Origin of the sequence: Burkholderia vietnamiensis LMG 10929, assembly GCF_000959445.1 — a bacterium.
GTDB classification, from domain to species: Bacteria; Pseudomonadota; Gammaproteobacteria; order Burkholderiales; family Burkholderiaceae; genus Burkholderia; species Burkholderia vietnamiensis.
This window is the reverse complement of record NZ_CP009631.1, coordinates 1,861,839-1,887,631: the sequence shown is the minus strand read 5'-3', so window position 1 is coordinate 1,887,631 and position 25,793 is coordinate 1,861,839. Positions and strand designations below refer to the sequence as shown.

The 25,793-nt window shown below is 67.2% G+C and carries 17 protein-coding genes and 3 tRNA genes; 7 read left to right on the top strand and 13 right to left on the bottom strand.

The genetic code is table 11. The features are described from left to right. The first annotated feature begins 210 nt into the window (after window positions 1-210). Window positions 211-2,298: a M3 family metallopeptidase gene (locus tag AK36_RS18595; protein WP_014723292.1), complete on the top strand. Its 2,088-nt coding sequence runs from the start codon at window positions 211-213 to the stop codon at window positions 2,296-2,298. 62 nt (window positions 2,299-2,360) lie between these two features. Here the strand turns inward: AK36_RS18595 and dinB are convergent, their stop codons facing one another. After that, a complete protein-coding gene (dinB, locus tag AK36_RS18590; RefSeq protein WP_080938686.1) occupies window positions 2,361-3,755 on the bottom strand; it encodes a DNA polymerase IV in 1,395 nt (464 codons plus the stop codon). A gap of 180 nt (window positions 3,756-3,935) precedes the next feature. On the opposite strand from dinB, the gene AK36_RS18585 reads away from it, so the two are divergent. Further along, a complete protein-coding gene (locus AK36_RS18585) occupies window positions 3,936-4,628 on the top strand; it encodes an aspartate/glutamate racemase family protein (protein ID WP_045578951.1) in 693 nt (230 codons plus the stop codon). Between the two features lie 82 nt (window positions 4,629-4,710). Here the strand turns inward: AK36_RS18585 and AK36_RS18580 are convergent. Further along, window positions 4,711-4,787 (bottom strand) — tRNA-Met (locus AK36_RS18580). A 192-nt stretch (window positions 4,788-4,979) separates the two neighbouring features. Here AK36_RS18580 and xth point away from each other — a divergent pair. Next, window positions 4,980-5,756 (top strand): exodeoxyribonuclease III, encoded by a 777-nt coding sequence (gene xth / locus AK36_RS18575; protein WP_059462111.1) that lies wholly within the window; start codon window positions 4,980-4,982, stop codon window positions 5,754-5,756. A gap of 30 nt (window positions 5,757-5,786) precedes the next feature. Here xth and AK36_RS18570 read toward each other — a convergent pair whose 3' ends face one another. The 4 genes from AK36_RS18570 to glnA all read right to left on the bottom strand — a co-directional run bounded on the left by AK36_RS18570 (window position 5,787) and on the right by glnA (window position 12,296). Further along, entirely contained in the window at window positions 5,787-7,931 is a 2,145-nt protein-coding gene (locus AK36_RS18570) for a prolyl oligopeptidase family serine peptidase (RefSeq protein ID WP_045578950.1), read from the bottom strand. A gap of 78 nt (window positions 7,932-8,009) precedes the next feature. Continuing rightward, window positions 8,010-9,530: a nitrogen regulation protein NR(I) gene (gene ntrC / locus AK36_RS18565; protein WP_011885434.1), complete on the bottom strand. Its 1,521-nt coding sequence runs from the start codon at window positions 9,528-9,530 to the stop codon at window positions 8,010-8,012. A gap of 46 nt (window positions 9,531-9,576) precedes the next feature. Further along, on the bottom strand, window positions 9,577-10,719 hold the full coding sequence (gene glnL / locus AK36_RS18560; RefSeq protein ID WP_014723296.1) for a nitrogen regulation protein NR(II): 1,143 nt from the start codon (window positions 10,717-10,719) through the stop codon (window positions 9,577-9,579). Between the two features lie 161 nt (window positions 10,720-10,880). Next, the gene (gene glnA / locus AK36_RS18555) at window positions 10,881-12,296 is read right to left on the bottom strand and encodes a type I glutamate--ammonia ligase (protein WP_011885436.1); all 1,416 of its coding nucleotides are present in this window, start codon (window positions 12,294-12,296) and stop codon (window positions 10,881-10,883) included. Window positions 12,297-12,702: 406 nt separating this feature from the next. Between glnA and AK36_RS18550 the strand changes: the two genes are divergently transcribed. Beyond that, entirely contained in the window at window positions 12,703-13,167 is a 465-nt protein-coding gene (locus AK36_RS18550) for a rhodanese-like domain-containing protein (RefSeq protein WP_034194564.1), read from the top strand. 161 nt (window positions 13,168-13,328) lie between these two features. On the opposite strand, the gene AK36_RS18545 is transcribed toward AK36_RS18550, so the two are convergent. The 5 genes from AK36_RS18545 to hrpA form a co-directional block, all read right to left on the bottom strand. Further along, window positions 13,329-14,144 (bottom strand): competence/damage-inducible protein A, encoded by an 816-nt coding sequence (locus tag AK36_RS18545; RefSeq protein ID WP_011885438.1) that lies wholly within the window; start codon window positions 14,142-14,144, stop codon window positions 13,329-13,331. Next, the gene (locus AK36_RS18540; RefSeq protein ID WP_014723297.1) at window positions 14,141-14,968 is read right to left on the bottom strand and encodes an EI24 domain-containing protein; all 828 of its coding nucleotides are present in this window, start codon (window positions 14,966-14,968) and stop codon (window positions 14,141-14,143) included. Before AK36_RS18540 ends, AK36_RS18545 begins: the two co-directional genes overlap by 4 nt. A 109-nt stretch (window positions 14,969-15,077) precedes the next feature. Then, the gene (locus AK36_RS18535; RefSeq protein WP_011885440.1) at window positions 15,078-16,052 is read right to left on the bottom strand and encodes a sterol desaturase family protein; all 975 of its coding nucleotides are present in this window, start codon (window positions 16,050-16,052) and stop codon (window positions 15,078-15,080) included. A gap of 16 nt (window positions 16,053-16,068) precedes the next feature. Next, entirely contained in the window at window positions 16,069-17,058 is a 990-nt protein-coding gene (locus AK36_RS18530) for a YVTN family beta-propeller repeat protein (RefSeq protein ID WP_011885441.1), read from the bottom strand. Window positions 17,059-17,204: 146 nt separating this feature from the next. Then, entirely contained in the window at window positions 17,205-21,389 is a 4,185-nt protein-coding gene (gene hrpA, locus AK36_RS18525) for an ATP-dependent RNA helicase HrpA (protein WP_045578949.1), read from the bottom strand. 23 nt (window positions 21,390-21,412) lie between these two features. Between hrpA and argA the strand changes: the two genes are divergently transcribed. The 3 genes from argA to AK36_RS18510 all read left to right on the top strand — a co-directional run bounded on the left by argA (window position 21,413) and on the right by AK36_RS18510 (window position 23,391). Continuing rightward, a complete protein-coding gene (gene argA, locus AK36_RS18520; RefSeq protein ID WP_014723300.1) occupies window positions 21,413-22,792 on the top strand; it encodes an amino-acid N-acetyltransferase in 1,380 nt (459 codons plus the stop codon). Window positions 22,793-22,842: 50 nt separating this feature from the next. Beyond that, window positions 22,843-23,118 carry an oxidative damage protection protein gene (locus tag AK36_RS18515; RefSeq protein ID WP_006478357.1) on the top strand — a complete coding sequence of 92 codons (276 nt, stop codon included), beginning with the start codon at window positions 22,843-22,845 and terminating at the stop codon, window positions 23,116-23,118. Between the two features lie 198 nt (window positions 23,119-23,316). Next, window positions 23,317-23,391 (top strand) — tRNA-Val (locus AK36_RS18510). Between the two features lie 490 nt (window positions 23,392-23,881). Here the strand turns inward: AK36_RS18510 and AK36_RS18505 are convergent. Next, window positions 23,882-23,958 (bottom strand) — tRNA-Met (locus AK36_RS18505). A 492-nt stretch (window positions 23,959-24,450) separates the two neighbouring features. Beyond that, on the bottom strand, window positions 24,451-25,788 hold the full coding sequence (locus AK36_RS18500) for a glutamine synthetase family protein (RefSeq protein WP_045578948.1): 1,338 nt from the start codon (window positions 25,786-25,788) through the stop codon (window positions 24,451-24,453). Window positions 25,789-25,793: the final 5 nt, after the last annotated feature.

The following is a 25,793-nucleotide window of genomic DNA, read 5'->3' as shown; positions in this document are numbered from 1 at the left end:
GTCAGCACCGCGCCGCCGCGCCCGCACCGCCGCCGCTCGTCGCGTGTCGTCACAATCCGACCCCGCGCCGCCGCCCGCACGCAATCGCATCGTTAGAAACTAACGATTGGAAACCGCGCCGTGCGCCCCAATAATGTCGGTATCGGGCGCCGCCGCAGCGCGCCCCACCCTTTTCACTCCGGTTCATCCGGCAACAGACAGGGAGTCTTAATGTCCGCCAGCGCCAATACCAATCCGCTCCTCGATTTCTCCGGCCTGCCCCGTTTCGGCGAGATCCGCCCGGAACACGTGACGCCCGCGCTCGACGTACTGCTGGCCGCCGCCAACCGCGCGGTCGACACCGCCAGCGCAAGCGAGACGCCGGCGACCTGGGCTGCGATCGTCGAAACGGTCGAGCAGGCGACGGAGCCGCTCGGGCGCGCGTGGGGCGTCGTCGGCCACCTGAACGCGGTCGCCGATACGCCCGAACTGCGCGCCGCGTACGGCGAAAATCTGCCGCGCGTGACCGAGTTCTGGTCGAGCGTCGGCCAGAACCTCGCGCTGTACGAAAAGTACAAGGCGATCGCGGCGGGCGCCGAATACGCGACGCTGTCCGCCGAACGCAAGAAGATCCTCGATAACGCGCTGCGCGATTTCCGCCTGTCGGGCGCCGAGCTGCCCGAAGACCAGAAGCCGCGCTTCGCGGAACTGCAGGAGCAGCAGGCCGCGCTGTCGAAGGCGTTCTCCGATCACGTGCTCGACGCGACCAACGCGTACGCGTATTTCGCGCAGGACGAAGCCGAGCTGGCCGGGCTGCCGGGCGACGCGATCGAGGCGGCCCGCGAAGCCGCGCAGAAGGACGGCAAGGAAGGCTGGAAATTCACGCTGCACTTCCCGTCGTACTTCCCGGTGCTGCAATACGCCGAGAACCGCGCGATGCGCGAAACGATGTACCGCGCCTATGCGACGCGCGCGTCGGAACTCGGGCCGCAGTACGGCGGCGGCAAGGCCGAGTGGGACAACACGGCGATCGTCGCCGACGAGCTGAAGCTGCGCCGTGAAGAAGCGCAGATGCTCGGCTACCGCAACTTCGCCGAAGTGTCGCTCGCGCCGAAGATGGCCGAATCGCCGCAGCAGGTGATCGCCTTCCTCGAGGATCTCGCGACGCGTGCGCGCCCGCACGCGGAGAAGGACTGGGACGAATTGCGCGCGTTCGCCGCGAAGGAGCTCGGGTTCACCGAGCTCGCGCCGTGGGACGTCGCGTTCGCGGCCGAGCGCCTGCGCCAGCAGCGCTACGCGTTCTCGGAGAACGAAGTCAAACAGTACTTCCCGGAACCGGCAGTGCTGAAGGGCCTTTTCACCGTCACCGAAACGCTGTTCGGCGTACGGATCAAGCCGGACGATGCGCCGGTCTGGCACAAGGACGTGCGCTTCTTCCGCGTCGAGAACCGCGACGGCTCGCTCGTCGCGCAGTTCTATCTCGACCTGTACGCACGCGAAGGCAAGCGCGGCGGCGCGTGGATGGACGATGCGCGTGCGCGCGCGAAGCGCGACGGCGCCGTTCAGACGCCGGTCGCGTACCTCACCTGCAACTTCTCGGCGCCCGTCGGCGGCAAGCCCGCGTGCTTCACGCACGACGAAGTGATCACGCTGTTCCACGAGTTCGGCCACGGGCTGCATCACATGCTCACGCGCGTCGACGAGCTGGGCGTGTCGGGCATCAACGGCGTCGAATGGGACGCGGTCGAGCTGCCATCGCAGTTCATGGAGAACTTCTGCTGGGAATGGGACGTGCTGTCGTCGATGTCGTCGCACGTGGAAACCGGTGCCGCGCTGCCGCGCGAGCTGTTCGACAAGATGATCGCCGCGAAGAACTTCCAGAGCGGGCTCGGCACGCTGCGGCAGATCGTGTTCTCGATGTTCGACATGCTGCTGCACGTCGACTTCGACCCGGCCGGCGCGACCGGCGTGAACGCCTTCGCGCGCGAGATCAACGAGCGCTACCACGTGATCCCGCAGGCGGCCTTCTCGCGCTGGCCGAACACGTTCAGCCACATCTTCGCGGGCGGCTATGCGGCCGGCTACTACAGCTACAAGTGGGCCGAGGTGCTGTCGGCCGACGCGTATGCGGCGTTCGAGGAAGCAGCGGCCGAAAGCGGCAGCGTGCTCGACGCGACGACCGGCACGCGCTATCGCCGCGAGATCCTCGAAGTGGGCGGCAGCCGTCCGGCGATGGATTCGTTCAAGGCGTTCCGCGGCCGCGAGCCGGAAATCGACGCGCTGCTGCGTCACAACGGTATGGCAGCGCCCGCGCAGTGATCGCGCGTTGCCGGGCGGTTCGCCCGGTGGCTTCGGCAGGCACCGCTTCGGCGGTGCTTTTTTCATTGTGCGGGCGTTGGACCGGATGGCTCGGCGGCCGGGTTTGAACCGCTGGTCGGGGCGTCGGTCCGGGCGTTCGTTGAATGGTCGGCTGGGTCATTGGTTGACTCTGCAGTTGAGCCCTCGGCCGGATCCTCGATTGACGCGCCGGCTGCGTTCTCGGTCGGCTCCTCAGCTGGGTCCTCGTTCGACTCCTCGGTCAACTCCTCAGCTGCCGCATCGGCGCCCCCCTCAACCGACTCATCCACTGCATCGCCGAACAGCGAGAACTGCCCATGGCGCTCGGCCGTGTTCTCGTCGATGCGCACGCCGACGCCCAATAACCGCACGGCCTGCGCGCGCCGCTGCAGCCCCTTCGCGAGCAACGCGACGGCCGTCTGCGCATTCGTCGCGTCGGCCACGCATTCGACCGTGGTGCGCTGGAAATCGGCGAAGCGGATCTTCACGTACAGCTTGCGGATCGATCGCGCGGCGCCCGCGCGCGCGATACGCGCATCGAGCTGCTCGACGAGACGGCGGATTTCCTGCGCGCATTGCTCGAGCGTCGTCAGGTCGGTCACATAGGTCGTCTCGACGCTGACCGACTTGCGCTCCTGATCGGCCTGCACCGGCCGCTCGTCGATGCCCCGCGCGAGCTGGTACAAACGCCGGCCGAACGCGCCGAACTCGCGATGCAGATCGATCAGCGACCAGTCGCGCAATTGCGCGCAGGTCTGGATGCCGAGCCGGTCGAGGCGCGTGGCCGTCACCTGCCCGACGCCGTGCAGCTTGCGCACCGGCAGCGCCGCGACGAACGCATCGACCTCGTGCGGGCGCACGACGAACAGCCCGTCGGGCTTGTTCCAGTCGGACGCGATCTTCGCGATGAACTTGTTCGGCGCGACGCCCGCCGACACCGTCACGCCGACCGTCTCGTACACGCGCTGACGGATCTCCCGCGCAATCAGCGTCGCGCTGCCGTGGCACAGCTCGGAGCCACTCACGTCGAGATACGCCTCGTCGAGCGACAGCGGCTCGACGTCGCGCGTGTAGTCGCGATAGATCGCCATGATCTGCCGCGACGCCGCGCGGTACTTGTCCATCGCGGACGGCAGGATCAGCAGGTCCGGGCACTTGCGCATCGCGAGCGCCGACGACATCGCCGAATGCACGCCGTAGCGCCGCGCCTCGTAGTTGCAGGTCGCGATCACGCCGCGCTGATCGGGCCGGCCGCCGACGGCGAGCGGCCGATTGCGCAGCGACGGATCGTCGCGCATCTCCACCGATGCGTAAAAGCAGTCGCAATCGCAATGGATGATCTTGCGCACGCGCGGCGGCGCGTCGCCAGGCGGCGGCAGGTGCGAATCGGCAGGCTCGGGAGTGGTCGGCTTCACGGTGCCGATACTGTACAAAAACACAGTGACCGTTTCAACTGCCGCGTGCTGCCACGTACCGGCGAATGCGGACAGTCCGACGCGGCGCCGACCCAGCTCGGCCAGCGGCGCCGTACCGGTCGGCTGCGCACGGATCGTACCGCCGCGCGCGCCGGTCGGCCCCTATACTCGTTCGCCACGACAGATGAAACGCAAAGGTGACGAATGAAGACGATCGGCCTGATCGGCGGGATGAGCTGGGAATCGTCGGCGGAGTACTACCGGATGATCAATCGCTATTCGAAGGCATTGCACGGCGGCCATCACAACGCCAAGAGCGTGCTGGTCACGGTGGACTTCGCGGAGATCGAGGCGCTGCAGCGCGCGCAGGACTGGCGCGCGCTCGGCGAACGGATGGCCGACGCCGCACGCCGGCTCGAAGCGGCCGGCGCCGACCTGATCGTGCTGACGACCAACACGATGCATCGCGTGCACGACGCGATCGAAGCGGCGGTGACGCTGCCGTTCCTGCACATCGCGGACCCGACCGGCAACGCACTGCGCGCCGCGGGCGTCGAGCGCGTCGCGCTGCTCGGCACGCGCTACACGATGGAGCTGCCGTTCTATGCGCAGCGGCTGCGCGACCGGTTCGGGCTCGACGTGCGGGTGCCGGACGAACCGGCGCGCGCCGACGTGCACCGGATCATCTACGACGAGCTGTGTCACGGCCGGATCGACGCGCAGTCGCGCGCGACCTATGTCGCGATCATCGACGAACTCGCGCGACGCGGCGCGCAGGCGGTCATACTGGGCTGTACGGAAATCACGCTGCTGATCGGCGACGCAAACTCGCCGCTGCCGGTGTTCGACACGACCACGCTGCATGCGAAGGCGGCGGTCGAGTGGGCGGCAGGCTGAAAACAAAAAACCCGGCACGGGGCCGGGTTCCTGTCGACGAAGCGCGCATCGGTCAGTTGCGCTGCACATCGTCTGGTGTGCTTGGTTGCGGGGGTAGGATTTGAACCTACGACCTTCGGGTTATGAGCCCGACGAGCTGCCAGACTGCTCCACCCCGCGTCAGAGAAATAAATTATAGGGTGAGGAAGCACTTACGTCAACACTTTTGTCACAATTTATTGGCTGGGCCCCAATATCGCGAGGCTCGCGACGTGCACGGGATGCGCTGCCGATCGCGTGTTGCACGCGTTCGCGCGCCGCGCTCGCGGTAAGATGGCGGCCTTCGAATCCATGCCGCCCGCCTTCCCGTTCATGAAAATCGCCACCTGGAACGTCAACTCGCTCAACGTCCGCAAACAGCATGTGCTCGACTGGCTCGCGCAAAGCGGCGCCGACGTGCTGTGCCTGCAGGAGCTGAAGCTGCCGGACGAAAAATATCCGCGCGCCGATCTCGAGGCCGTCGGTTACCGCAGCTGGTTCACGGGCCAGAAGACGTATAACGGTGTCGCGATCCTCGTGCGCGACACGCTGGCCGTCGACGAATCGGACGTCGTGCGCAACATTCCCGGCTTCGACGATCCGCAGCAGCGCGTGGTCGCCGTGACGGTCGAGGGCGTGCGCATCGTGTCCGCGTATTTCCCGAACGGCCAGGCGCCGGACTCCGACAAGTTTCTCTACAAGATGCAGTGGCTCGACGCGCTGCATGCGTGGCTCGGCGCCGAGCTGCAGCGCTATCCGAAGCTCGCGCTGCTCGGCGACTACAACATCGCGCCGGAAGATCGCGACGTGCACGACCCCGCGAAATGGGAAGGCCAGAACCTGGTGTCGCCGCAGGAGCGCGCGCACTTCGCGAAGCTGCTCGAGCTCGGCTTCGTCGACGCGTTCCGGCGCTTCGAGCAGCCCGAGAAGACCTTCACGTGGTGGGACTACCGGATGTTCGCGTTTCGCCGCAACGCCGGGCTGCGCATCGACCACATTCTCCTCTCGCCGGCGCTCGCGGCCACCTGCACGTCGTGCGAAGTCGACCGCGTGCCGCGCACGTGGGAGCAGCCGTCCGATCACACGCCGGTCGTCGCGGTCGTGGGCTGAGGCCGCTGGCCTGCCGCCCCGCCCGCTCGCTCAGCCGCGCGCGGGCGCCGGCCCCAGATGCGCCCACAGGAAGCCGAATTCCGCCGCATCGGATTCGGCCCGCTCCAGATCGTCGGCGCTGCCGTGGCCGCCGTCGGTGTTCTCCCAGTACCACACGCGCTCGTGCCCGAGCGCGTGCATGCGCGCCGCCATCTTGCGGGCATGCGCCGGATGCACGCGGTCGTCGCGCGTCGACGTCGTCAGCAGCAGCGGCGGATAGACGACGCCGTCGCGCACGCGGTGATACGGCGAATAGGCGGCCAGCGCCGCGCCCTCGCGCGGATCGTCCGGGTCGCCGTACTCGTCGAGCCAGGCGGCGCCCGCATGCAGTTTCGGATAACGCCGCATGTCGAGCAGCGGCACGCGGCACAGCACCGCGCCGAACAGTTCGGGACGCTGCACCATGCACGCGCCCACCAACAGGCCGCCGTTGCTGCCGCCTTCGATGCCGAGCTGCGCAGCGGTCGTCACGCCGGTGCGGACCAGGTCCTCGGCTACCGCGATGAAATCGTCGAACGAACGCTGCCGATGTTCGCGCTGCGCGTCGACGTGCCAGCGCGGCCCGAATTCGCCGCCGCCGCGGATGTGCGCGAACACCGCGACGCCGCCGCGCTCGAGCCACGCGATGCCGAGTGCGTCGCTGTAGCCCGGCAGGTTCGGAATCGCGAAGCCGCCATAGCCTGACAACAGACACGGCCGCGCGACGCGCGTGCCGCCATCGCCGCCATCATCACGGTTGGCTGCCTCGACGGCATCGCGCGGCCCGATCAACGTGTACGGCACGATCGTGCCGTCGCGCGAGCGCGCATTCGCGCGCCGCACGACGAGCCCTGCCGCATCGAAGCGCACCGGCGGCCGGTCGAGCAGCACGCGGCGCGCTTGCGCATCGGCCGCGCGATCGGCGAGATCGGCCAGCCAGCATTCGGGTGGATCGAGATAGGTGTCGACGTCCACGTACACGTCGTCGTTCAGCGTCGACTCGACCGGCTCGACGTCGATCTGCGCATCGCGCGGCCAGTCGAACGCATGCGCGTCCCACGTCCATTCGCCGCCTTCGCCGTCGTCGCTGCCCTCGCCCTTGCGCGGCGTCCACAGCATCGTGCGGTTGTGCACGTCGTCGAGCCAGCTCGCGATCAGCATCGTGCGCGTGTGGGTCCACGTGCACGCCGACGTCGATGCTTGCGGCGCGAACAGCGTCGTGAATTCGCGCGAGCCGGCGAGGAACGCGTGCTCGCGAATCGCGAGCAGCGAGCCGCCCGCATGCCGTACGCCGCCGCAGTCCCAGTCGAGCCGCGGCTCCAGCACCAGCCAGCCTTCCCAGAAGCCGACCTCGACGTGCGTCGGCACGTCGTAGCGCGCCCATTCGCCCGCCTCGGTGAGCCGGTACGCATGCGCGTCGAAGAAGTCCACGCTGCGCCATGCGACATGGCGGCCGTCGATCGGATCGAACCATGCGCCCGCGCTGATGTCGTCCGGTTCGCCGCGAAACACGATGGGCGCGTCGGCGAGCGGCGTGCCGCGCACCCAGCGGCGCGCATCGTACGGATAGCCGGCCGCGGTCGCATGCGCTTCGCCGCGATCCCAGCTCACGTAGACGGTGTCGCGATCGATCCAGCCGACGGTGTGATGCCCCGGCTCGTCGATCGTGAAGCCGCCGTCGACGAAGCGGCGCTGCACCAGATCGAATTCGCGCACGACGACCGCGTCCGCGCCGCCCGGCGACAGCGACACGAGTGCGCGGTCACCGTCCGGATAGAGGATCGCGTCCTGCTCGAACACCCACGATTCGCCCTCTTGCGCGCCGAGCGCGTCGACGTCGAGGAGCGTTTCCCAATCGGGCCGGCCGGCGCGCCAGTCGTCCCAGCGCGCGCGGCGCCACAGCCCCTTCGGGTGCTGATCGTCCTGCCACAGGTCGTACGCCCATTCGCGCCAGCGGGTCGGAATCACCGGCCGCTCGCGCGGCAGGTAGGCCTGCGCGAGCCGCGCGGTCAGCGTGCGGTAGCCGTCGTCGTCACGCAGCGCAGCACGCGTGCGCGCGTTCTGCTCGTCGACCCACGTGCGGGCGCGCTTGCTGTCGAGCGCTTCGAGAAATCGGAAAGGATCGGCCCCGGCGGGCCAGCGAAAGGAATCGGACATGACGGGCGTGCGCGTGACGGCAAACCGCGATTATGTCCGATCGCGGCATGCGCGGCGCGCGCATGCCGCGACGACGGCTTACGGCTCCAGATGCAGTTCCTGGATCTTGCGCGTGATCGTGTTGCGGCCAATGCCGAGCCGCTCGGCCGCCTCGACCTTGCGGCCGCGCGTGAAGTCGAGCGCCTCGCGGATCACGGCAGCCTCGAAGCGGCGTGCGAGTTCGTCCATCACGTCGGCGGAATTTTCGCGCAGCAGTCGCGCGACTTCGGTACGCAGCCCGCTCTCCCACATCGGATAGCCGGCCGGCGCGCCGTTCGATGCGGCCGCAACGGGTGCGCTCGCGAGCGTCGCCGCACCGACCGACGGCTGCACGCGCGACACGTCGCCGCCGCCGAGGGCCGCGGGCGCGTCCGCGCCGTCGACGGCTGCCGTCACCGGCGCGCCGCTCGGCACGAGATCGGGCGGCAAGTCCTTGATCTCGACCGTCTGCGCGGGCGCCATCACCGTCAGCCAGTTCGCGAGGTTCTCGAGTTGCCGCACGTTGCCCGGAAACGGCAGCGACGTCAGATACGCGAGCGCTTCGTCGGACACGCGCTTCGGCTCGACGCCGAGATCGCGCGCGCTCTTCTGCAGGAAGTGGCGCGTGAGCAGCGGAATGTCTTCGCTGCGTTCGCGCAGCGGCGGCAGGCGCAGGCGGATCACGTTGAGCCGGTGGTAAAGGTCCTCGCGGAACAGCCCCTGCCGCACGCGCGATTCGAGGTTCTGGTGCGTCGCGGCGATCACGCGCACGTTCGCGCGCAGCGGGTTGTGGCCGCCGACCCGATAGAACTGGCCGTCCGACAGCACGCGCAGCAGGCGCGTCTGCAGGTCGAACGGCATGTCGCCGATTTCGTCGAGGAACAGCGTGCCGTTCTCGGCCTGCTCGAAGCGGCCCTGGCGGGTCGTCTGCGCGCCGGTGAACGCGCCGCGCTCATGGCCGAACAGTTCGGATTCCAGCAGATCCTTCGGGATCGCGGCGGTGTTCAGCGCGATGAACGGGCCGTTCGCGCGCGGGCTGTGACGGTGCAGCGCCCGGGCGACGAGCTCCTTGCCGGTGCCCGACTCGCCGGTGATCAGCACCGTCGCGGCCGAATGCGACAGCCGGCCGATCGCGCGGAACATGTCCTGCATCGCCGGCGCCTGCCCGAGCATCTCGGGCGCCTCGGCCACGCGTTCGTCCTGCGGTGCGCCGCCGCGCAGGCTTTCCTCCACCGCGCGGCGGATCAGTTCGACCGCCTTGTCGACGTCGAACGGCTTCGCGAGGTATTCGAACGCGCCGCCCTGGAACGCGGCCACTGCGCTGTCGAGATCGGAGAACGCCGTCATGATGATGACGGGCAAGCCGGGCAGACGCTCGTGCATCGCCTGCAGCAACTCGAGGCCCGAGCCGCCCGGCATCCGGATGTCGGATACGAGCACCTGCGGCGACTCGTGATCGAGCGCGGCCAGCGCATCGCGCACGTTCGCGAAGCTGCGCGTCGCGAAGCTGTCGCGGGCGAGCGCCTTTTCGAGCACCCAGCGAATCGATTGATCGTCGTCTACTATCCAGATCGGCTTCATAGGTCGGTCAGATATTGGTGAATCCGGTGAATCGCCATGCCGCCGCTCAGTGATCGAGCGGCAACAGGATCTGAAATTCGGTACGTCCGGGCCGGCTCTCGACCTCGATCATCCCGTCGTGCTGCTGCACGAAGGTTTGCGCGAGCGTGAGGCCGAGCCCGCTGCCGTCGTCGCGCCCGGACACGAGCGGGTAGAAGATGCGGTCGCGAATCTCCTCCGGAATGCCCGGCCCGTTGTCGACCACGTGCAAGTCCAGTGCCAGCCGGTACAGGCGCTTCGCGATCGTCACCTTGCGCGCGATGCGCGTGCGCAATTCGATTCTCGCGTCGCCCTGCGCGATGCGTTCGCGCAGCGCCTGCGCCGCATTGCGCACGATGTTCAGCAGCGCCTGGATCAGCTGCTCCTTGTCGCCGCGCAGGTCCGGCACGCTCACGTCGTAGTCGCGCTCGATCGTGAGGCCGCGCGGAAACTCCGCGAGCATCACCGCGCGCACGCGTTCGCATACTTCATGAATGTTCACGTCGCCGACGATGTGCGGATGCCGATGCGGCTCCAGCAACCGGTCGACGAGCGTCTGCAGGCGGTCGGACTCCTTGATGATCACCTGCGTGTATTCGCGCAACTCGCCACGCTCGCGCTCGCCCAGCTCGAATTCGAGCAGCTGCGCGGCGCCGCGAATGCCGCCGAGCGGATTCTTGATCTCGTGCGCGAGATTGCGGATCAGCTGCTTGTTGACCGCGGTCAGGTCGTGGATGCGCTCCTCGCGATCGGTGCGCGACTGGCGTTCGTTCTCGAACAGCTCGACGAGCACGAAATCGGGCGCGGTCTCGAGGAAGCCGACGATCGCATGCACGTGCAACGCCTCGTGGCCGGGCCGATCGAGCACGGTGTCGAGATGCGTCGCGTGAAAGCGCTCCTCGCCGATCGCGGTGATCGTCGACGCGAGCTCGTTCGCGTTCGGGAAGATCTCGCCCCACGGCCGCTGCGCGAGCTGCCGGCGCGAGATGTCGAGCATCGCCTCCGCGGACGGGTTCGCGAACGCGACCCGCAGCGTCTTGCGGTCGAGCACGAGCACGACCGTCGGCAGCGCTTCGAGCCCGGCAAGCAGCCCGGAGCGCGCGAGCCGCTCGTCTTCCGTCAGTCGCTCGGGCTGCCCCGTCTTCGCCTTGATCAGATTCTTCAGAGCCATCGTGCGTATCGTCGCGCCCCACCGGGGCCGTGAATGAGGAATTTCGGAACAAAAAAGGGACGGCTGGACGCCGTCCCCTTTCAGACTCCGCCGCTCCCGCCGCACACTGCCCGACGGGAACGAAGCGGCGTGACGGCGCTGACTGGAAGCGCCATCGCCACTTACAGCGAGTAGTACATCTCGAACTCGATCGGATGCGTCGTCATGCGGAACTTCGCCAGCTCCTGCTCCTTCAGCGCGAGGTACGCATCGATCATGCCGTCGGTGAACACGCCACCGCGCGTCAGGAACTCGCGATCCTTGTCGAGTGCTTCCAGCGCCTGGTCGAGGCCTGCGCAGACGGTCGGGATCTTTGCATCCTCTTCCGGCGGCAGGTCGTACAGGTTCTTGTCGGCTGCTTCGCCCGGATGGATCTTGTTCTGCACGCCGTCGAGGCCCGCCATCATCAGCGCGGTGAAGCACAGGTACGGGTTGGCCATCGGGTCCGGGAAGCGCGTTTCGATGCGGCGACCCTTCGGGTTCGACACGTGCGGAATGCGGATCGATGCCGAACGGTTGCGCGCCGAGTAGGCGAGCTTCACCGGTGCTTCGAAGTGCGGCACGAGACGCTTGTACGAGTTCGTCGTCGGGTTCGTGATCGCGTTCAGTGCACGGGCGTGCTTGATGATGCCGCCGATGTAGAACAGCGCGAATTCCGACAGGCCGGCGTAGCCGTTGCCCGCGAACAGGTTCTGGCCGTCCTTCCAGATCGACTGGTGAACGTGCATGCCCGAACCGTTGTCGCCGACGACCGGCTTCGGCATGAACGTCGCCGTCTTGCCGTACGAGTGCGCGACGTTATGGATGATGTACTTCGACCATTGCGTCCAGTCGGCGCGTTGCACGAGCGTCGAGAACTTCGTGCCGATTTCGTTCTGGCCCTGGCCCGCGACTTCGTGGTGGTGCACTTCGACCGGAATGCCGAGCTGTTCGAGCAGCAGGCACATTTCCGAACGCATGTCCTGGAACGTGTCGACCGGCGCGACCGGGAAGTAGCCGCCCTTCGTGCCCGGACGGTGGCCGGTGTTGCCGCCTTCGAATTCCTTGCCTGCCGACCACGGTGCTTCTTCGGAGTTGATCTTCACGAAGCAGCCCGACATGTCCGTGTTCCACTGGACCGAGTCGAAAATGAAGAATTCCGGCTCCGGACCGAAGTACGCGGTGTCGCCGAGGCCCGTGCTCTTCAGGTACGCTTCGCCGCGCTTCGCGAGCGAGCGCGGATCGCGCTCGTAGCCCTTGCCGTCGGCCGGCTCGACCACGTCGCAGGTCATCACGAGGGTCGACTCTTCGTAGAACGGGTCGATGAACGCCGCGGTCGGATCCGGCATGAGCAGCATGTCCGACGCCTCGATGCCCTTCCAGCCGGCGATCGACGAACCGTCGAAGGCATGGCCGCTTTCGAACTTGTCTTCGTCAAACGCCGAAACCGGCACCGACACGTGCTGCTCCTTGCCGCGCGTATCCGTGAAGCGGAAATCGACGAACTTGACGTCCTCGTCCTTCACGAGCTGCATGACGTCGGCGACGGTTTTACTCATAACCTCTTCTCCTGATTGAACAATTCCGGCGGACTGGGAACCGCCTCGTTTATCGAGCTGCCCGGAGTCTGGCTTTGGCGCAGCGCGCCCCGGGTCGACCGAATTCTATATAGCAGCTTCCGTGCCAATCATCGCAAATCCGACGCGAATCGCGCCGGCCCGCGCCGCAGCGGGGCCGCGCTGCGCGATTCCGGGGCCACGGGACGCACCGGCATTCGCGCTTTGGCACCTCCATGGTGCAACGAGCGTGTGACAGCATTTTGCGAGCGCCGATTCGGTGCATGCACGCCATTCTGCACTTTTTTGGTGAACCCGTGCGCGGTGCATGCGGCCGGCCAGCGTACCGACGTCCGCGCGGCACCGGCGCGCTAGAATGTTCGTTTGACCGATACGGAGACCTCCTGCCATGAGTACGCTCGACCAGCTTTACGCGAAGGCCGATCAACGCCGCGCCGAGAGCGCGCTCGACTATGCGGGCGCCCTGCTGCCCGTCGAGGCGTTCGAACTGCTCCAGCTCGACCCGTCCGCCCGCCTCGTCGACGTGCGCACGCGCGCCGAGCTCGACTGGATCGGCCGCCCGCTCGTCGGCGACGGCCAGTATCTGCACATCGAGTGGACGCGCTATCCCGGCGGCGTGCCGAACACGGAATTCGTCGAGCAGCTGAAGGCGGCCGTGTCGCCCGATACGCCGGTGCTGTTCCTGTGCCGCAGCGCTGCACGCTCGAAGCTCGCGGCAGTCGCGTCCAGGCAGGCCGGCTTCACGAAGGCTTTCGATCTGCTCGAAGGGTTCGAGGGCGGCAAGGATGCCGAAGGCCATCGCAAGACGGTCGACGGCTGGTGCTTCCGGAAACTGCCGTGGATCGGCGCCTGAACGCGCATCCGTTCCCGCACGCCCGACTGCGACATCGTCGAGCCGGGCGATGACACCCCGATGACGGGCCGCGTTGCGCGGCCCGCCTCTTTTGCACGGCCCGTTCAGCGGGCCATGCGCGCTGTACGCGCCGAGAGAATCGTGCGCGATCTACGCGACGCTCACGCCCGCGGCGCATCGGGCTCGACGACGTCGCCGCCGAGCAGATGCACGCCTTCGCGCAGCTTCACGAACGCGGCCGCGACCGCTTCAGGCTCGCCCTTCACGCCGAGGTCGATGTGCCGGCGCGCATAGATGCCGCCGCGCTCGGCGTCGCCGACGCTCGGCAGGCTGAACACGCGCACGCCGGGGAAGTCGCGTTCGATCCGCTCCATCAGCGGCGTCAGCGTCGACTCGGGCAGCTCGAACACGTACAGCGAGCGCTCCGCGTGCGGCGTCGCATGGTGCAGATGCGCGTACTTCGTGTCCAGCACCCATTCGATCATCGGCCACGCCATCACCGGGAAGCCCGGCACGAAATGCAGATCGCCGACGGAGAAGCCGGGAATCCGGTTGTAGCCGTTCGGGATGATCGTCGCGCCGACCGGGAACACGCCCATGTTGAAACGGTGCTGGTTCTCCGGCGAATCGAAGTCGACCGGCGCGCTTGCGTCGGGCTGCGTCTCGCGGATGCGCTCGGCGATCAGCGCGCGCGCTTCCTGGTGCAACTCGAGCGGCACGCCGAGCGCGGCGGCCGCACACTGGCGCGTGTGGTCGTCCGGCGTCGCGCCGATGCCGCCCGTCGAAAACACGATGTCGCCGGATGCGATCGCGCGGGCGAGCGTCGCGGTGATCCGTGCCGGATCGTCGCCGACGTATTCGGCCCAGTCGAGCGCGAGCCCGCGCGCGCCGAGCAGCTCGATGACCTTCGCCAGATGCTTGTCCTGCCGGCGGCCGGAAAGGATTTCGTCGCCGATGATGATGATGCCGATGCTCATGCCTGCCCCATGTCAATTGCGGTGGCGCGCGAGCTCGCGCGCAGGTCGTCCAGCGCGCGCAGGCAGTAGTGCCCGAACCACAGCGCCGAGAAAACGAGAATGAAAGCGTAAACCCAGATCATGGCCGCCGCGACGAACGGAAACAGCACCATCATCCAGACCGACGACACCCACACGAAAGTCGGCACGGTGCCGAGCAGGCCGGTCGCGACGCCGATGCCGATCAGCGGCCAGCGGTGGCGCCGCACGAGCTCGCGGCGCTCGTCGCGGCTCGCGTGCAGCGCGAGCGCGTCGTAGGTCATCACGCGATAGGTGAGCCAGCCCCAGATCACCGGCGGCAGCAGCGCGAAGAACGGCGGAATCAGCCACAGCGGGATCGTCACGACGAGCAGCACGACGCCGACCAGCGCTGCGCCGAGCGAATTGGCCACGCTGCCGAAGAAGGTGCCGCCGCGCTTCGCGTCGAGCGCGGCGAACTGCCGGCTCGCCAGGTGCTTGATCACGACCGGCATCGAGATCGTCGCGATCAGCAACAGCACGGTCAGCACGATCAACGGGATCGCGAGCGACACGACGATGAACGGCGCGATGACCGCATGCAGCTGCGACATCCCCAACGCGTCGAACGCGCGGTACAGCGCGGCGGTCAGCACGAAGCCGTCGAGCGCGCCGCGTGCCGCGTCGATCAGCGTTTGCCACGAGAACCACAGCACGACGCCCCAGAACAGCGCCGACACGACGAACGGCATCAGCGTGAGCCACAGCATGCGCGGATGCAGCGCGCTCGCGAACGCGCGGAGGAAGGAGCGCAGCAGATCGTTCATGCGGACCCTGTATCGACGATGAAAAATGGGGAAAGGATAAACCACGCGGCCCGCATGCGCCAAAGCACATGCGGGCCGCGCAGGCTACCGCTCGACGGGAAACGACGCGTCAGGCCGAGGCCGCACCGCGCTTCGCCGGCACGAGCCGGCGGAAGATCCGCACGAACGCGAGGCCGTGCTGCGCCCAGAAGCCGTCGCCGTAGGACACGCCCTCCATCTGCTCGCGGATGCCGGTCGGCTCGACCGTGCGGTTCCACGACGCGGTGCCGAACATCATGTCCCACCACGGAAACAGCACGCCGAAGTTGCAGCCGTACTTGGTGCCTTCGTGACCGTAGCCGACCGCATGATGACGCCGGTGGAACGTCGGGCTCACGATCAGGCGCTCGCCGAGCCAGCCGAGGCGCAGCCGCACGTTCGCATGCTGGATGCTCTGGATGAAGTTCGTGAACGCGGTCAGCACGACGAACTGCGACGGCGTCACGCCGATCACGAGCGCGATCGTCGCGAAGAAGCACGACTGGATCACGTTGTCGAGCAGGTGGTTGCGGTCATCGCACCACAGCGACATCTGCCGCTGGCTGTGATGCACGGCGTGCAGCTCCCACCAGATCCCGAACTTGTGCTCCCAGCGGTGATACCAGTAGCCGGCGAAATCGAGCACCACGAGGTAGATCGCGAACGCGACGATCGGCTGCGACGTCACGCCCGGCCACAAATAGTCCAGATTGACGTTCGACACGCCGTGCAGCCGCAACCAGCCCTGCAAACGGTCGAACAGCGGCTGCAGCGCGAAGAAGAAGAACAGCGAATAGATGCCGAGCTTCGCGATCGCCGTGTAGATCACGTCGACCCGCACCGCGCGGCGGTTGGTCCAGCGTTCGACCGGCAGCAGCGCCTCGAGCGGGCGCAGCACCGCGAACATCAGGACCATCTGCAGCGCGCCGACGATCACCCAGTACAGCGCGTCGTAGGTGCCCTCGTCGTAGCCCATCAGGTTGAACTTGAACAGCAGCGGCTGCACGACGTCGATGTACAGCCAGGTCTGGATGTCCGACACGAACGCATCGATCAGGTGCAGCATCGTTCGTCTCCGCTCGTCACGCGCCGTTCGCCGCCTTCCAGGGCGCGCGGTCGTAGAAGTAGATACCGTGCGGCGATCGGCCGACGGAAATCGTCTGCACCAGCTTGCGCGACGCGAGATCGATGATCCCGACCTTCTTCGCGAAGCGGAACGTCACCCACAGCGTCTTCCGGTCGGCGGACAGCTCCATGTCGTCCGGCCCCGGCAGCAGGCCAGTGATGTCGCCGACGTTGGTGAGCGTGTTTTCGTCGATGATGCTGATCGTGTTGGCGACGCGGTTGGTGATCGCGACGTGCGTGCCGTCGGCGAGCGAACGGAAGTTGTGCGCGCCGTTGCCGGTGACGATCTGCTTGACGATCTTCTGGTTGCGCCAGTCGACCACCGCGACGTAATCCGAGCCGGTCATCCCGACCAGCAGGTATTTGTCGTCCGGCGTGAGCCACAGGCCGGCCGGCACCTTGCCGACCTTCATCCGCCACTTGAGCGTCTGCGTCGCCAGATCGACCGCCGCGATCTCGCCGGACACCTGCAGCGACACGAGCACCGTTTTGCTGTCCTTCGTGAACGCGAGGTGGCTCGGCATCACCGCGAGCGGCAGGCGCTTCGCGAGATGCACGTCGTGGCCGTCGTACGTATAGATGTCGAGGCGATCGAGGCGCAGCCCGGTCGACACGAACCACTTGCGATCGGGCGAGAAGCCGAGCTGGTAAGGATCTTCGATGCCTTCGACGGTGCGCTGCAGCTTGCCCGTTTTCGGATCGACGAACATCAGGCTGTTCGAGACCGAATTCGCGACGATCAGCGACGAATTGTCGGGCGTCGCCATCAGGTGATGCGGCTCCTTGCCGGTCGGCATGGTCGCCACGACTTGACGGGTCTGCTGATCGATCAGGGAAAGCGTCGCCTCGGCCGAGTTGAGGATGATCACGTTATTCGCGTGTGCGGCGGGCGCCAGCACGGCGGCGGCCAGCGCGAGCGTGCGGCCGAAGGAGAGGAAAGTGCGCATGAAGACTCACGTCGTGGAACTACTGTCATTGTAAAACGCCCGACCGGCCCGCCCGGTTGACCGCGGACAGCATTGCGCCATTTCGACGCACGCCGCGACGACCGGCCGTGGCCGCTCGCCGTGACGTGCATCGGGCCGCGGCGGCGCTAGCGCTGCATCGACTCCCACACCTTGTGCAGACGCTTGACAGAGACAGGCATCGGCGTGCGCAGTTCCTGCGCGAACAGCGAAATGCGCAGTTCCTCGAGCAGCCAGCGGAATTCCGCGAGCCGCGGATCGACGACGCCGCCGCGCTGCGACACCGCGCGCTGGTACTGCTGGACGAGCGGCTGCAGCTCGGCGAACTGCTTCGCGTCGCGCGCCGGGTCCGCCTTCAGCTTGTCGATCCGCAGCGCGATGCCCTTCAGATAGCGCGGAAAGTGCGCAAGCTGCACGTAAGGTGTGTCGATCACGAAGCGCTTGCCGACCAGCGCCGCGAGTTGCTGCTGCAGATCGGCGTGCGCTTGCGCGAACGGCTTCGCCTGCGCGAGCTTCTTCGCGAGCCCCGCGTATTCGGCGAGGATCTGCGCGACGAGCCGCGCGATCTCCTGCGCGAGCAGGTTCAGGCGGCTGCGGCCCTCGTCGCGGCGCGCGTGGAAGCTCGCGTCGTCGTCGGGCAGCGGCTCCTGCAGGCACGCGCGGTCGAGCGCCGTGTCGATCAGCTGATCGCGCAGTTCGTCCTGCGTACCGAGCGACATGTACTGCATCGCCATCTCGCGCAGCCCCGGCAGGTTCTTCTCGAGGAACTTGATCGGCTCCTTCAGCTGCAGCGCGAACAGCCGCCGCAAGCCCGCACGATGGATGCGCGCGGCTTCCTCGGGCGAGTCGAACACCTCGACGTCGCAATGCGTGCCGCGATCGACGAGCGCCGGATAGCCGTACAGCGTCTGGCCGCGCCGGCGGATCTCCAGCAGCTCGGGAAGCTTGCCGAAATTCCACGTCGTCAGGTTCTCGTACAGCGCGGTCGCGCCGGCTTCCGCGGGCGCCGCCGTATGCGGCGCCGCGCCCCTGGCCGGCTTGCCGCCCTTCGCCAGCGCGCCTGGTGCACCCGCTCCGCCCGGCGCCGATGCGCCGGCCGGGGCGTCGCCGGCCGCATCGCCGCTCGCCGCGATCGACGACGCGGCCGCGATCTTCTGGAACTGCTGCTGCGCCTGCGCGCCGAGCTCCTGGCGCAGCTGCGCGAGATTGCGGCCCATCGCGAGCTGGCGCCCGTGCTCGTCGATCACCTTGAAGTTCATGAACAGGTGCGCGGGCAACGTCTCGAGCTTGAAGTCGGCCGTCTTCATCGCGACCTGCGTTTCGCCGCGCACGTCGGCGATCAGCGCGTCGACGAGGCCGCCCGCGCCGAAGCGCTCGCGACCCATGCGCTCGACGAAGCCGGCCGCGTACTCGGGCAGCGGCACGCAGTGCCGGCGCAGCTTCTGCGGCAGCGACTTCAGCAGCAGCTGCACCTTCTCCTTCAGCATCCCCGGCACCAGCCATTCGCAACGGCGCGCGTCGACCTGGTTCAGCGCGTACAGGGGCACCGCGAGCGTCACGCCGTCGCGCGGCGTGCCGGGCTCGAAATGGTAGGTGAGCGCCATCTCGACGCCGGCCATCGTCATGCGCTTCGGGAACAGCTCGGTCGTCACGCCGGCCGCCTCGTGACGCATCAGGTCGTCGCGCGACAGATACAGCAGGCGCTGCTTGTCCTCCGGCTGACCGCCCTTCTTCACCTCGTCGCGATACCAGCGCTCGAACGCCGCACCCGTATGGATGCCTTGCGGAATCGCCTGGTCGTAGTACGCGTAGATCAGCTCGTCGTCGACCAGCACGTCCTGGCGGCGCGACTTGTGCTCGAGCTGCTCGATGTCGGCGAGCAACTTTCGGTTGTGCGCGAAGAACGGCAGCCGCGTGTCGAATTCGCCTTCGACCAGCGCGCCGCGGATGAACAGCTCGCGGGCGCGCGCCGGGTCCTGCCGGCCGAACGCGACGCGCCGCCGATGGTAGATCGGCAGCCCGTACAGCGTCGCGCGCTCGAACGCGCTGACCTGCGCGGGACGCTTCTCCCAATGCGGCTCCGACAGCGACTTCTTCAACAGATGCGCGCCGACCTTCTCGACCCACTCCGGCTCGATCTTCGCGAGGCAGCGCGCGTACAGCCGGCTCGTCTCGACGAGCTCGGCCGCCATCACCCAGCGGCCGGCCTTCTTCGCGAGCGCGGAGCCCGGCCACAGATAGAACTTGATCCCGCGCGCGCCGAGGTAATGCGGATCGTCGTCGGCCTTCAGGCCGAGGTTGCCGAGCAGGCCGGTCAACAGGGCCAGATGGATCTGCTCGTAGGTTGCCTCGGCTTCGTTCAGACGCCAGCCGTGCTCGCGCACGACCGTCAGCAGTTGCGAATGAACGTCGCGCCATTCGCGCAGCCGCAGGTGCGACAGGAAGTTCTGGCGGCACGCATCGATCAGCTGGCGGTTCGATTTCTTGTGCGCGACGGCCTCTTCGAACCACGCCCAGATCTTCAGCCATTGCAGGAATTCGGAGCGCTCGTCGGCGAACCGGCGGTGCGCCTGATCGGCCTGCTCCTGCGCGTCGCTCGGACGGTCGCGCGGATCCTGCACCGACAGCGCACTCGCGATGATCAGCACTTCGCGCAACGCCTGCTGGTCGCGCGCGGCGAGGATCATCCGGCCGACGCGCGGGTCGAGCGGCAAGCGCGCGAGCTCGCGGCCGAGCGGCGTCAGCGCGTTGTCGTCGTCGACCGCGCCGAGCTCGTTGAGCAGCTGATAGCCGTCGGCGATCGCGCGGCCGGGCGGCGGCTCGAGGAACGGAAACGATTCGATCGCAGTGAGGTGCAGCGACTTCATCCGCAGGATCACCGCCGCGAGCGACGAGCGCAGGATTTCCGGATCGGTGAAGCGCGCGCGCGCCTGGAAGTCGCTTTCTTCGTACAGACGGATGCAGATGCCGTCGGCCACGCGGCCGCAGCGGCCCGCGCGCTGGTTCGCGGCGGCCTGCGAGATCGACTCGACCTGCAGCTGCTCGACCTTGTTGCGGTACGAATAGCGCTTCACGCGCGCCAGGCCGGTGTCGACGACGTAGCGGATGCCCGGCACGGTCAGCGACGTTTCGGCCACGTTGGTGGCGAGCACGATGCGGCGCGCGTTCGACGCCTTGAACACCTTGTCCTGGTCGGCCGCCGACAGCCGCGCGAACAGCGGCAGGATCTCGGTGTGCGGCGGATGGTGCTTGCGCAGCGCCTCGGCCGCGTCGCGGATCTCGCGCTCGCCGGGCAGGAACACCAGCACGTCGCCGGGGCCTTCGCGGCACAGTTCGTCGACCGCGTCGACGATCGCGTCCATCAGGTCGCGTTCGGCCTCGCGCGCGGTCTTCACGCGGTCGCGCCCGCCGGTGCCTTCGGCGTTCTTCACGGCCGGGCGGTCCTCGGCCACCGGCCGATAGCGGACCTCGACCGGATACAGCCGCCCGCTCACCTCGATCACGGGCGCCGGGCGCGCGTCGCTGCCGAAATGGCGCGCGAAGCGGTCGGCGTCGATCGTCGCGGACGTGACGATCAGCTTCAGGTCCGGCCGGCGCGGCAGGATCTCCTTCAGGTAGCCGAGCAGGAAGTCGATGTTCAGGCTGCGCTCGTGCGCCTCGTCGATGATCAGCGTGTCGTACGCTTTCAGCAGCGGATCGTTCTGCGTCTCGGCGAGCAGGATGCCGTCGGTCATCAGCTTGACCGACGCGCCCGGCGCAAGGTTGTCGGTGAAGCGCACCTTGTAGCCGACGACTTCGCCGAACGGCGTGCCGAGCTCCTCGGCGATGCGCCGGCCCGTCGACGACGCGGCGAGCCGCCGCGGCTGCGTGTGGCCGATCAGGCCCGTGCCGCCGGCGCCGAGGCCGCGGCCGAGATCGAGGCAGATCTTCGGCAGCTGGGTGGTCTTGCCCGAACCTGTTTCGCCGCAAACGATGACGACCTGATGCGCGGCGATCGCGCGCGCAATCTCGTCGCGCCGGCCCGACACGGGCAGGCTTTCCGGATAGCTGATCTTCGGGACGGGGTTCGGTGCGACCGGCGCGCGCGGCGCACGTTCGCGACGCGGCGTACGCTCGCCGTCGGCCGCGCGCGTAGCCGGCGCGGCCGGCTGGCCCGCATCGCGGCGCCGTTCGTCGTCGCGCGGCGGCTTGCCGCCCTGCCGCGATTGCTGCTGCCGGCCCGGCTGCTGACGCGCATCGGCTGCACCGTCCGGGTGCTGCGCCGGGTCCGCGTTGGCCCGCGTCGGCGCGGGACTTTTAGGTACATTCGACATGGGGGCGCATTATAATCCCGCCCATGAATTCCCAAACCGACCTCCCTCCCGCCCAGACCGGCGCCACGACGCCGCCGGCTCCCGACGATTCGGCCGTCAGCCACGCGCAGTTCGTCGACTGGATGCGCTCCGTCGCGCCCTATATCCACAAGTTCCGCAACAGCACGTTCGTCGTGGGGTTCGGTGGCGAGGTGGTGCAGCAAGGGCTGCTGAACGCGCTCGTGTCGGACATCGCGCTGTTGCAGGCGATGGGCATCCAGATCGTGCTGGTGCACGGCTCGCGGCCGCAGGTCGAGGAGCAGCTGAGCCTGCATGGCGTCGAGTCGGAGTTCTCGCACGGGCTGCGCATCACCGATGCGCGCGCGCTCGAATCGGCGAAGGAGGCGGCCGGCGAAGTGCGGCTGGACATCGAGGCCGCGATCAGCCAGGGGCTGCCGAACTCGCCGATGGCGCATGCGCACATCAGCGTCGTGTCCGGCAACTTCGTGACCGCACGGCCGGTGGGGATTCTCGACGGCGTGGACTTCGCGCACACCGGCATCGTGCGCAAGATCGACGCCGAGTCGATCCGTCATTCGCTCGCGAGCCGCAAGCTCGTGCTGCTGTCGCCGCTCGGTTTCTCGCCGACCGGCGAGGCGTTCAACCTGTCGATGGAAGACGTCGCGTCGGCCGCCGCGATCGCGCTGCGCGCCGACAAGATCATCTTCCTGACCGAAGCGCCCGGCATCGTCGACGACGAAGGCGAGCTGGTCCGCGAAATGTCGCTCGATGCGGCCGCCGAGCTGCTCGATTCGGGCAACATTCAGGGCGACGATGCGTTCTTCCTGAAGCATTCGATTCGCGCATGCCGCGGCGGCGTGACGCGTGCGCATCTGATTCCGCAATCGCTCGACGGCAGCATGCTGCTCGAACTGTTCCTGCACGACGGCGTCGGCACGATGATCTCGTACGAGAATCTGGAGAGCCTGCGCGAGGCGACGCCGGACGACGTCGGCGGCATCCTGTCGCTGATCGAGCCGCTCGAGTCCGACGGCACGCTGGTGCGGCGCGGGCGTCACCAGATCGAACGCGACATCGACCATTTCTCGGTGATCGAGCACGATGGCGTGCTGTTCGGCTGTGCGGCGCTGTATCCGTACCAGCAGGAAAAGATCGGCGAGATGGCGTGCCTGACGGTGGCGCCGGAAGCGCAGGGCTCGGGCGACGGCGAGCGCCTGCTCAAGCGCATCGAGCAGCGTGCGCGCGCACGCGGGCTCACGCATATCTTCGTGCTGACGACGCGCACGGAGCACTGGTTCCTCAAGCGCGGCTTCGTCAAGGTCAGCGTCGACGACCTGCCGGAAGACCGCCGCAAGCTCTACAACTGGCAGCGCAAGTCGCTCGTGCTGATGAAGCAGCTCTGAGCGCAGGTACGACTGCCCTTCCCCCAGACCGATTACAGGAGAAGTACACGATGGCTCGAATGATCCAATGCGCGAAGCTCGGCAAGGAAGCCGAAGGTCTCGATTTCCCGCCGCTGCCGGGCGAGCTCGGCAAGCGCATTTACGAAAGCGTCTCGAAGGAAGCATGGCAAGGCTGGCTCAAGCAGCAGACGATGCTGATCAACGAGAACCGCCTGAACATGGCCGACCCGCGCGCGCGTCAGTACCTGATGAAGCAGACCGAGAAGTATTTCTTCGGCGACGGCGCGGACCAGGCGTCCGGCTACGTGCCGCCGACCGAAGGCTGACGCGATGCGCGTTGCGACGGGGGCGTCGCGGCGCGATGTCGAGCAAACGGCACCGTGCATCGCGCGGTGCCGTTTGCTTTTGGGGATATGCGAGCGGAGCGGTGCTTGCGTGCGCGGTCCGTTCGCAGCGGCCCGCAAAAATATTTGAAGAAAGTACTTTACGGAGCGAAAAAGCTCTGACATAATTTCAGCTTCTTTGGGCGGTTAGCTCAGCGGTAGAGCACTGCCTTCACACGGCAGGGGTCACTGGTTCGATCCCAGTACCGCCCACCAAAGATTCGAAGGGCCGGCAATCGCCGGCCCTTCTTGCTTTCCGGGTCAGCACTTGGCGAATTGTTCGTTAAGTGTCCTCTCGCCCAACCGGATTGTCGGCACATTCTTGTCACACTTCTTCTTCGAGGTGTCTGGTGCCAACCCCGGCGTCTACCGGCCTGGTGGATGTCGAAGCAAACACGTCCTGCCGGTAGTCGTCTTGGCGATCCAAACTCCGATGCGCCGTAGCGAGATCCTCTCGCTACGCTGGCCGAACGCACCTTGCGCCCCAACCTTCTTGGCCTTTGGCCGCAGTGATTCATTCCATACAGGACGCCGCGAGGCAATATGCAACCCGCCAGCCTCGAGATTCGAGTCCTCGGCGAGTGGGTACACCATTGCGTGCCAATTGCGCTGAGTGTCATGCGCCGCTCGGTCATGTACCCATGCCGGCGGCGCTCTCGCGCGAAAGCAAAAAGCCCGCTTGCTTTCGCATAGCGGGCTTCGATGTTGGTTGCGGGGATAGGATTTGAACCTATGACCTTCGGGTTATGAGCCCGACGAGCTGCCAGACTGCTCCACCCCGCGGCACGGATTCTAATCGCAATGCGGCGTCGCGTCAAAGCCGACCGGCCAGTTTCTACGCGATCCGTATGACCACTGCCTCGCGGTGGAGCACGTTGATCCGCGCGTTGCGCTCATCCGCGGCCATGATCAGTACCCCGCTTCCTTCTGGTGTCGGATGGCCAAGATCGTGACGGTGTTCTCCGCCGAGGCGGTATCGAGCCACGTAAGCGCCGCCCCGCCTCTACACCGTTCCCGATATCCAGGACGGCCGCCAATAGACTCGCCGTGTTCGCCACAACGCGCGTATCGCCCACGCGACGCGTTCATGAATGCCGCCCCCGCTCATCGACACATGGCCCGACGCCACGCCTTAGCCATCGCGAGCAAGTCCGGTCCGGAGGCGGAATGTAGCTGAGTGAACCATTCGTCGCCGCGCCCGAACCAGCCCATCGCTGCGCCGGCGCTGGCCGCGCTCCGTTCGATCCTATCGACTCCCCTTTCCCCTCGCGCCCCTCACACATGAAGCAGCAAATGACGGCGCTCCCACGAACTGATCACGCGGAAGAACGCCTCGTACTCCGTCTCCTTCAACGCCAGATACGCCTTCACGAACTTGTCGCCGAGAATGCCGGCGAGCGGTGTGCACGCGGCCATCAGCGAGATGCCCTCCTCGAGATTGCGCGGTAGTTGATACGGCAGGTCGTAGCCATCCGAAGCGATCGGCTCGGTCGGCGCGAGCTGCTGCGTGAGACCGAGATAACCGGCCGCGAGCGTCGCCGCGAACGCGAGGTACGGGTTGCAGTCGACGCCCGGAATCCGGTTCTCGATGCGCCGCGCCGCAGGCGCCGACTGCGGAATGCGAAAGCCGACCGTGCGGTTGTCGTAGCCCCACTGCACGTTGATCGGCGCGGCCATGAAGCGCGAAAGCCGGCGATACGAGTTGATGTACGGCGCGAAAATCGGCATCAGCGCCGGCGTGTACTTCTGCAGCCCGGCGAGATAGCTCTGGAACATCGGCGACACGTCGCCGTCTTCGTCGGCGAACAGGTTGCGGCCGGTGCGCGCATCGGCGAGGCTCTGGTGAATGTGCATCGCCGAGCCCGGCTCGTCTTCCATCGGCTTGGCCATGAACGTCGCGTACATGTTGTGGCGCAACGCGGCCTCGCGCACCGTGCGCTTGAACAGGAACACTTGATCCGCAAGCGACAGCGCGTCGCCGTGCATGAAGTTGATCTCCATCTGCGCGGCGCCCACTTCGTGAATCAGCGTCTCGATGTCGAGCCCCTGCATCTCGCAGTATTCGTAGATGTCCTCGAACAGCGGATCGAACTCGTTGACCGCCTCGATCGAATACGACTGACGCCCCGTCTCCGCGCGCCCCGTGCGGCCGACCGGCGGCCGCAACGGCAAGTCGGGATCGGCGTTCATGTCGACCAGATAGAACTCCAGCTCCGGCGCGACCACCGGCTTCCAGCCCTTCGCCTCGTAGAGATCCAGCACGCGCCGCAGCACATAGCGCGGCGAGATCTCGACCGGCGAGCCGTCGAAGTGCACGCAGTCGTGGATCACCTGCGCGGTCGGATCGACGGCCCACGGAATCAGGCAGATCGTCGACGGATCGGGCACGCACACCATGTCGGGATCGGTCACGCCGGTCAGCGAGCCGTCCTCCGGATAATCGCCCGTGACCGTCTGCACCATCACGGCCTGCGGCAGCCGCATCGACTCGCCGGATTCGAACTTGTTGCGCGGAATGATCTTGCCGCGCGCGATGCCGGCCATGTCCGGAATGATCGCCTCGACCTCGGTGATGCGGTGCTGACGCAGGAATTCGCTCAGTTCGGATTGCATGATCG

Coding starts and splice junctions, on each gene's coding strand:
- AK36_RS18595 (WP_014723292.1), top strand. CDS start 211: ATGTCCGCCAGCGCCAATACCAATCCGCTCCTCGATTTCTCCGGCCTG.
- AK36_RS18585 (WP_045578951.1), top strand. CDS start 3,936: ATGAAGACGATCGGCCTGATCGGCGGGATGAGCTGGGAATCGTCGGCG.
- xth (WP_059462111.1), top strand. CDS start 4,980: ATGAAAATCGCCACCTGGAACGTCAACTCGCTCAACGTCCGCAAACAG.
- AK36_RS18570 (WP_045578950.1), bottom strand. CDS start 7,931: ATGTCCGATTCCTTTCGCTGGCCCGCCGGGGCCGATCCTTTCCGATTT.
- ntrC (WP_011885434.1), bottom strand. CDS start 9,530: ATGAAGCCGATCTGGATAGTAGACGACGATCAATCGATTCGCTGGGTG.
- glnL (WP_014723296.1), bottom strand. CDS start 10,719: ATGGCTCTGAAGAATCTGATCAAGGCGAAGACGGGGCAGCCCGAGCGA.
- glnA (WP_011885436.1), bottom strand. CDS start 12,296: ATGAGTAAAACCGTCGCCGACGTCATGCAGCTCGTGAAGGACGAGGAC.
- AK36_RS18550 (WP_034194564.1), top strand. CDS start 12,703: ATGAGTACGCTCGACCAGCTTTACGCGAAGGCCGATCAACGCCGCGCC.
- AK36_RS18545 (WP_011885438.1), bottom strand. CDS start 14,144: ATGAGCATCGGCATCATCATCATCGGCGACGAAATCCTTTCCGGCCGC.
- AK36_RS18540 (WP_014723297.1), bottom strand. CDS start 14,968: ATGAACGATCTGCTGCGCTCCTTCCTCCGCGCGTTCGCGAGCGCGCTG.
- AK36_RS18535 (WP_011885440.1), bottom strand. CDS start 16,052: ATGCTGCACCTGATCGATGCGTTCGTGTCGGACATCCAGACCTGGCTG.
- AK36_RS18530 (WP_011885441.1), bottom strand. CDS start 17,058: ATGCGCACTTTCCTCTCCTTCGGCCGCACGCTCGCGCTGGCCGCCGCC.
- hrpA (WP_045578949.1), bottom strand. CDS start 21,389: ATGTCGAATGTACCTAAAAGTCCCGCGCCGACGCGGGCCAACGCGGAC.
- argA (WP_014723300.1), top strand. CDS start 21,413: ATGAATTCCCAAACCGACCTCCCTCCCGCCCAGACCGGCGCCACGACG.
- AK36_RS18515 (WP_006478357.1), top strand. CDS start 22,843: ATGGCTCGAATGATCCAATGCGCGAAGCTCGGCAAGGAAGCCGAAGGT.
- AK36_RS18500 (WP_045578948.1), bottom strand. CDS start 25,788: ATGCAATCCGAACTGAGCGAATTCCTGCGTCAGCACCGCATCACCGAG.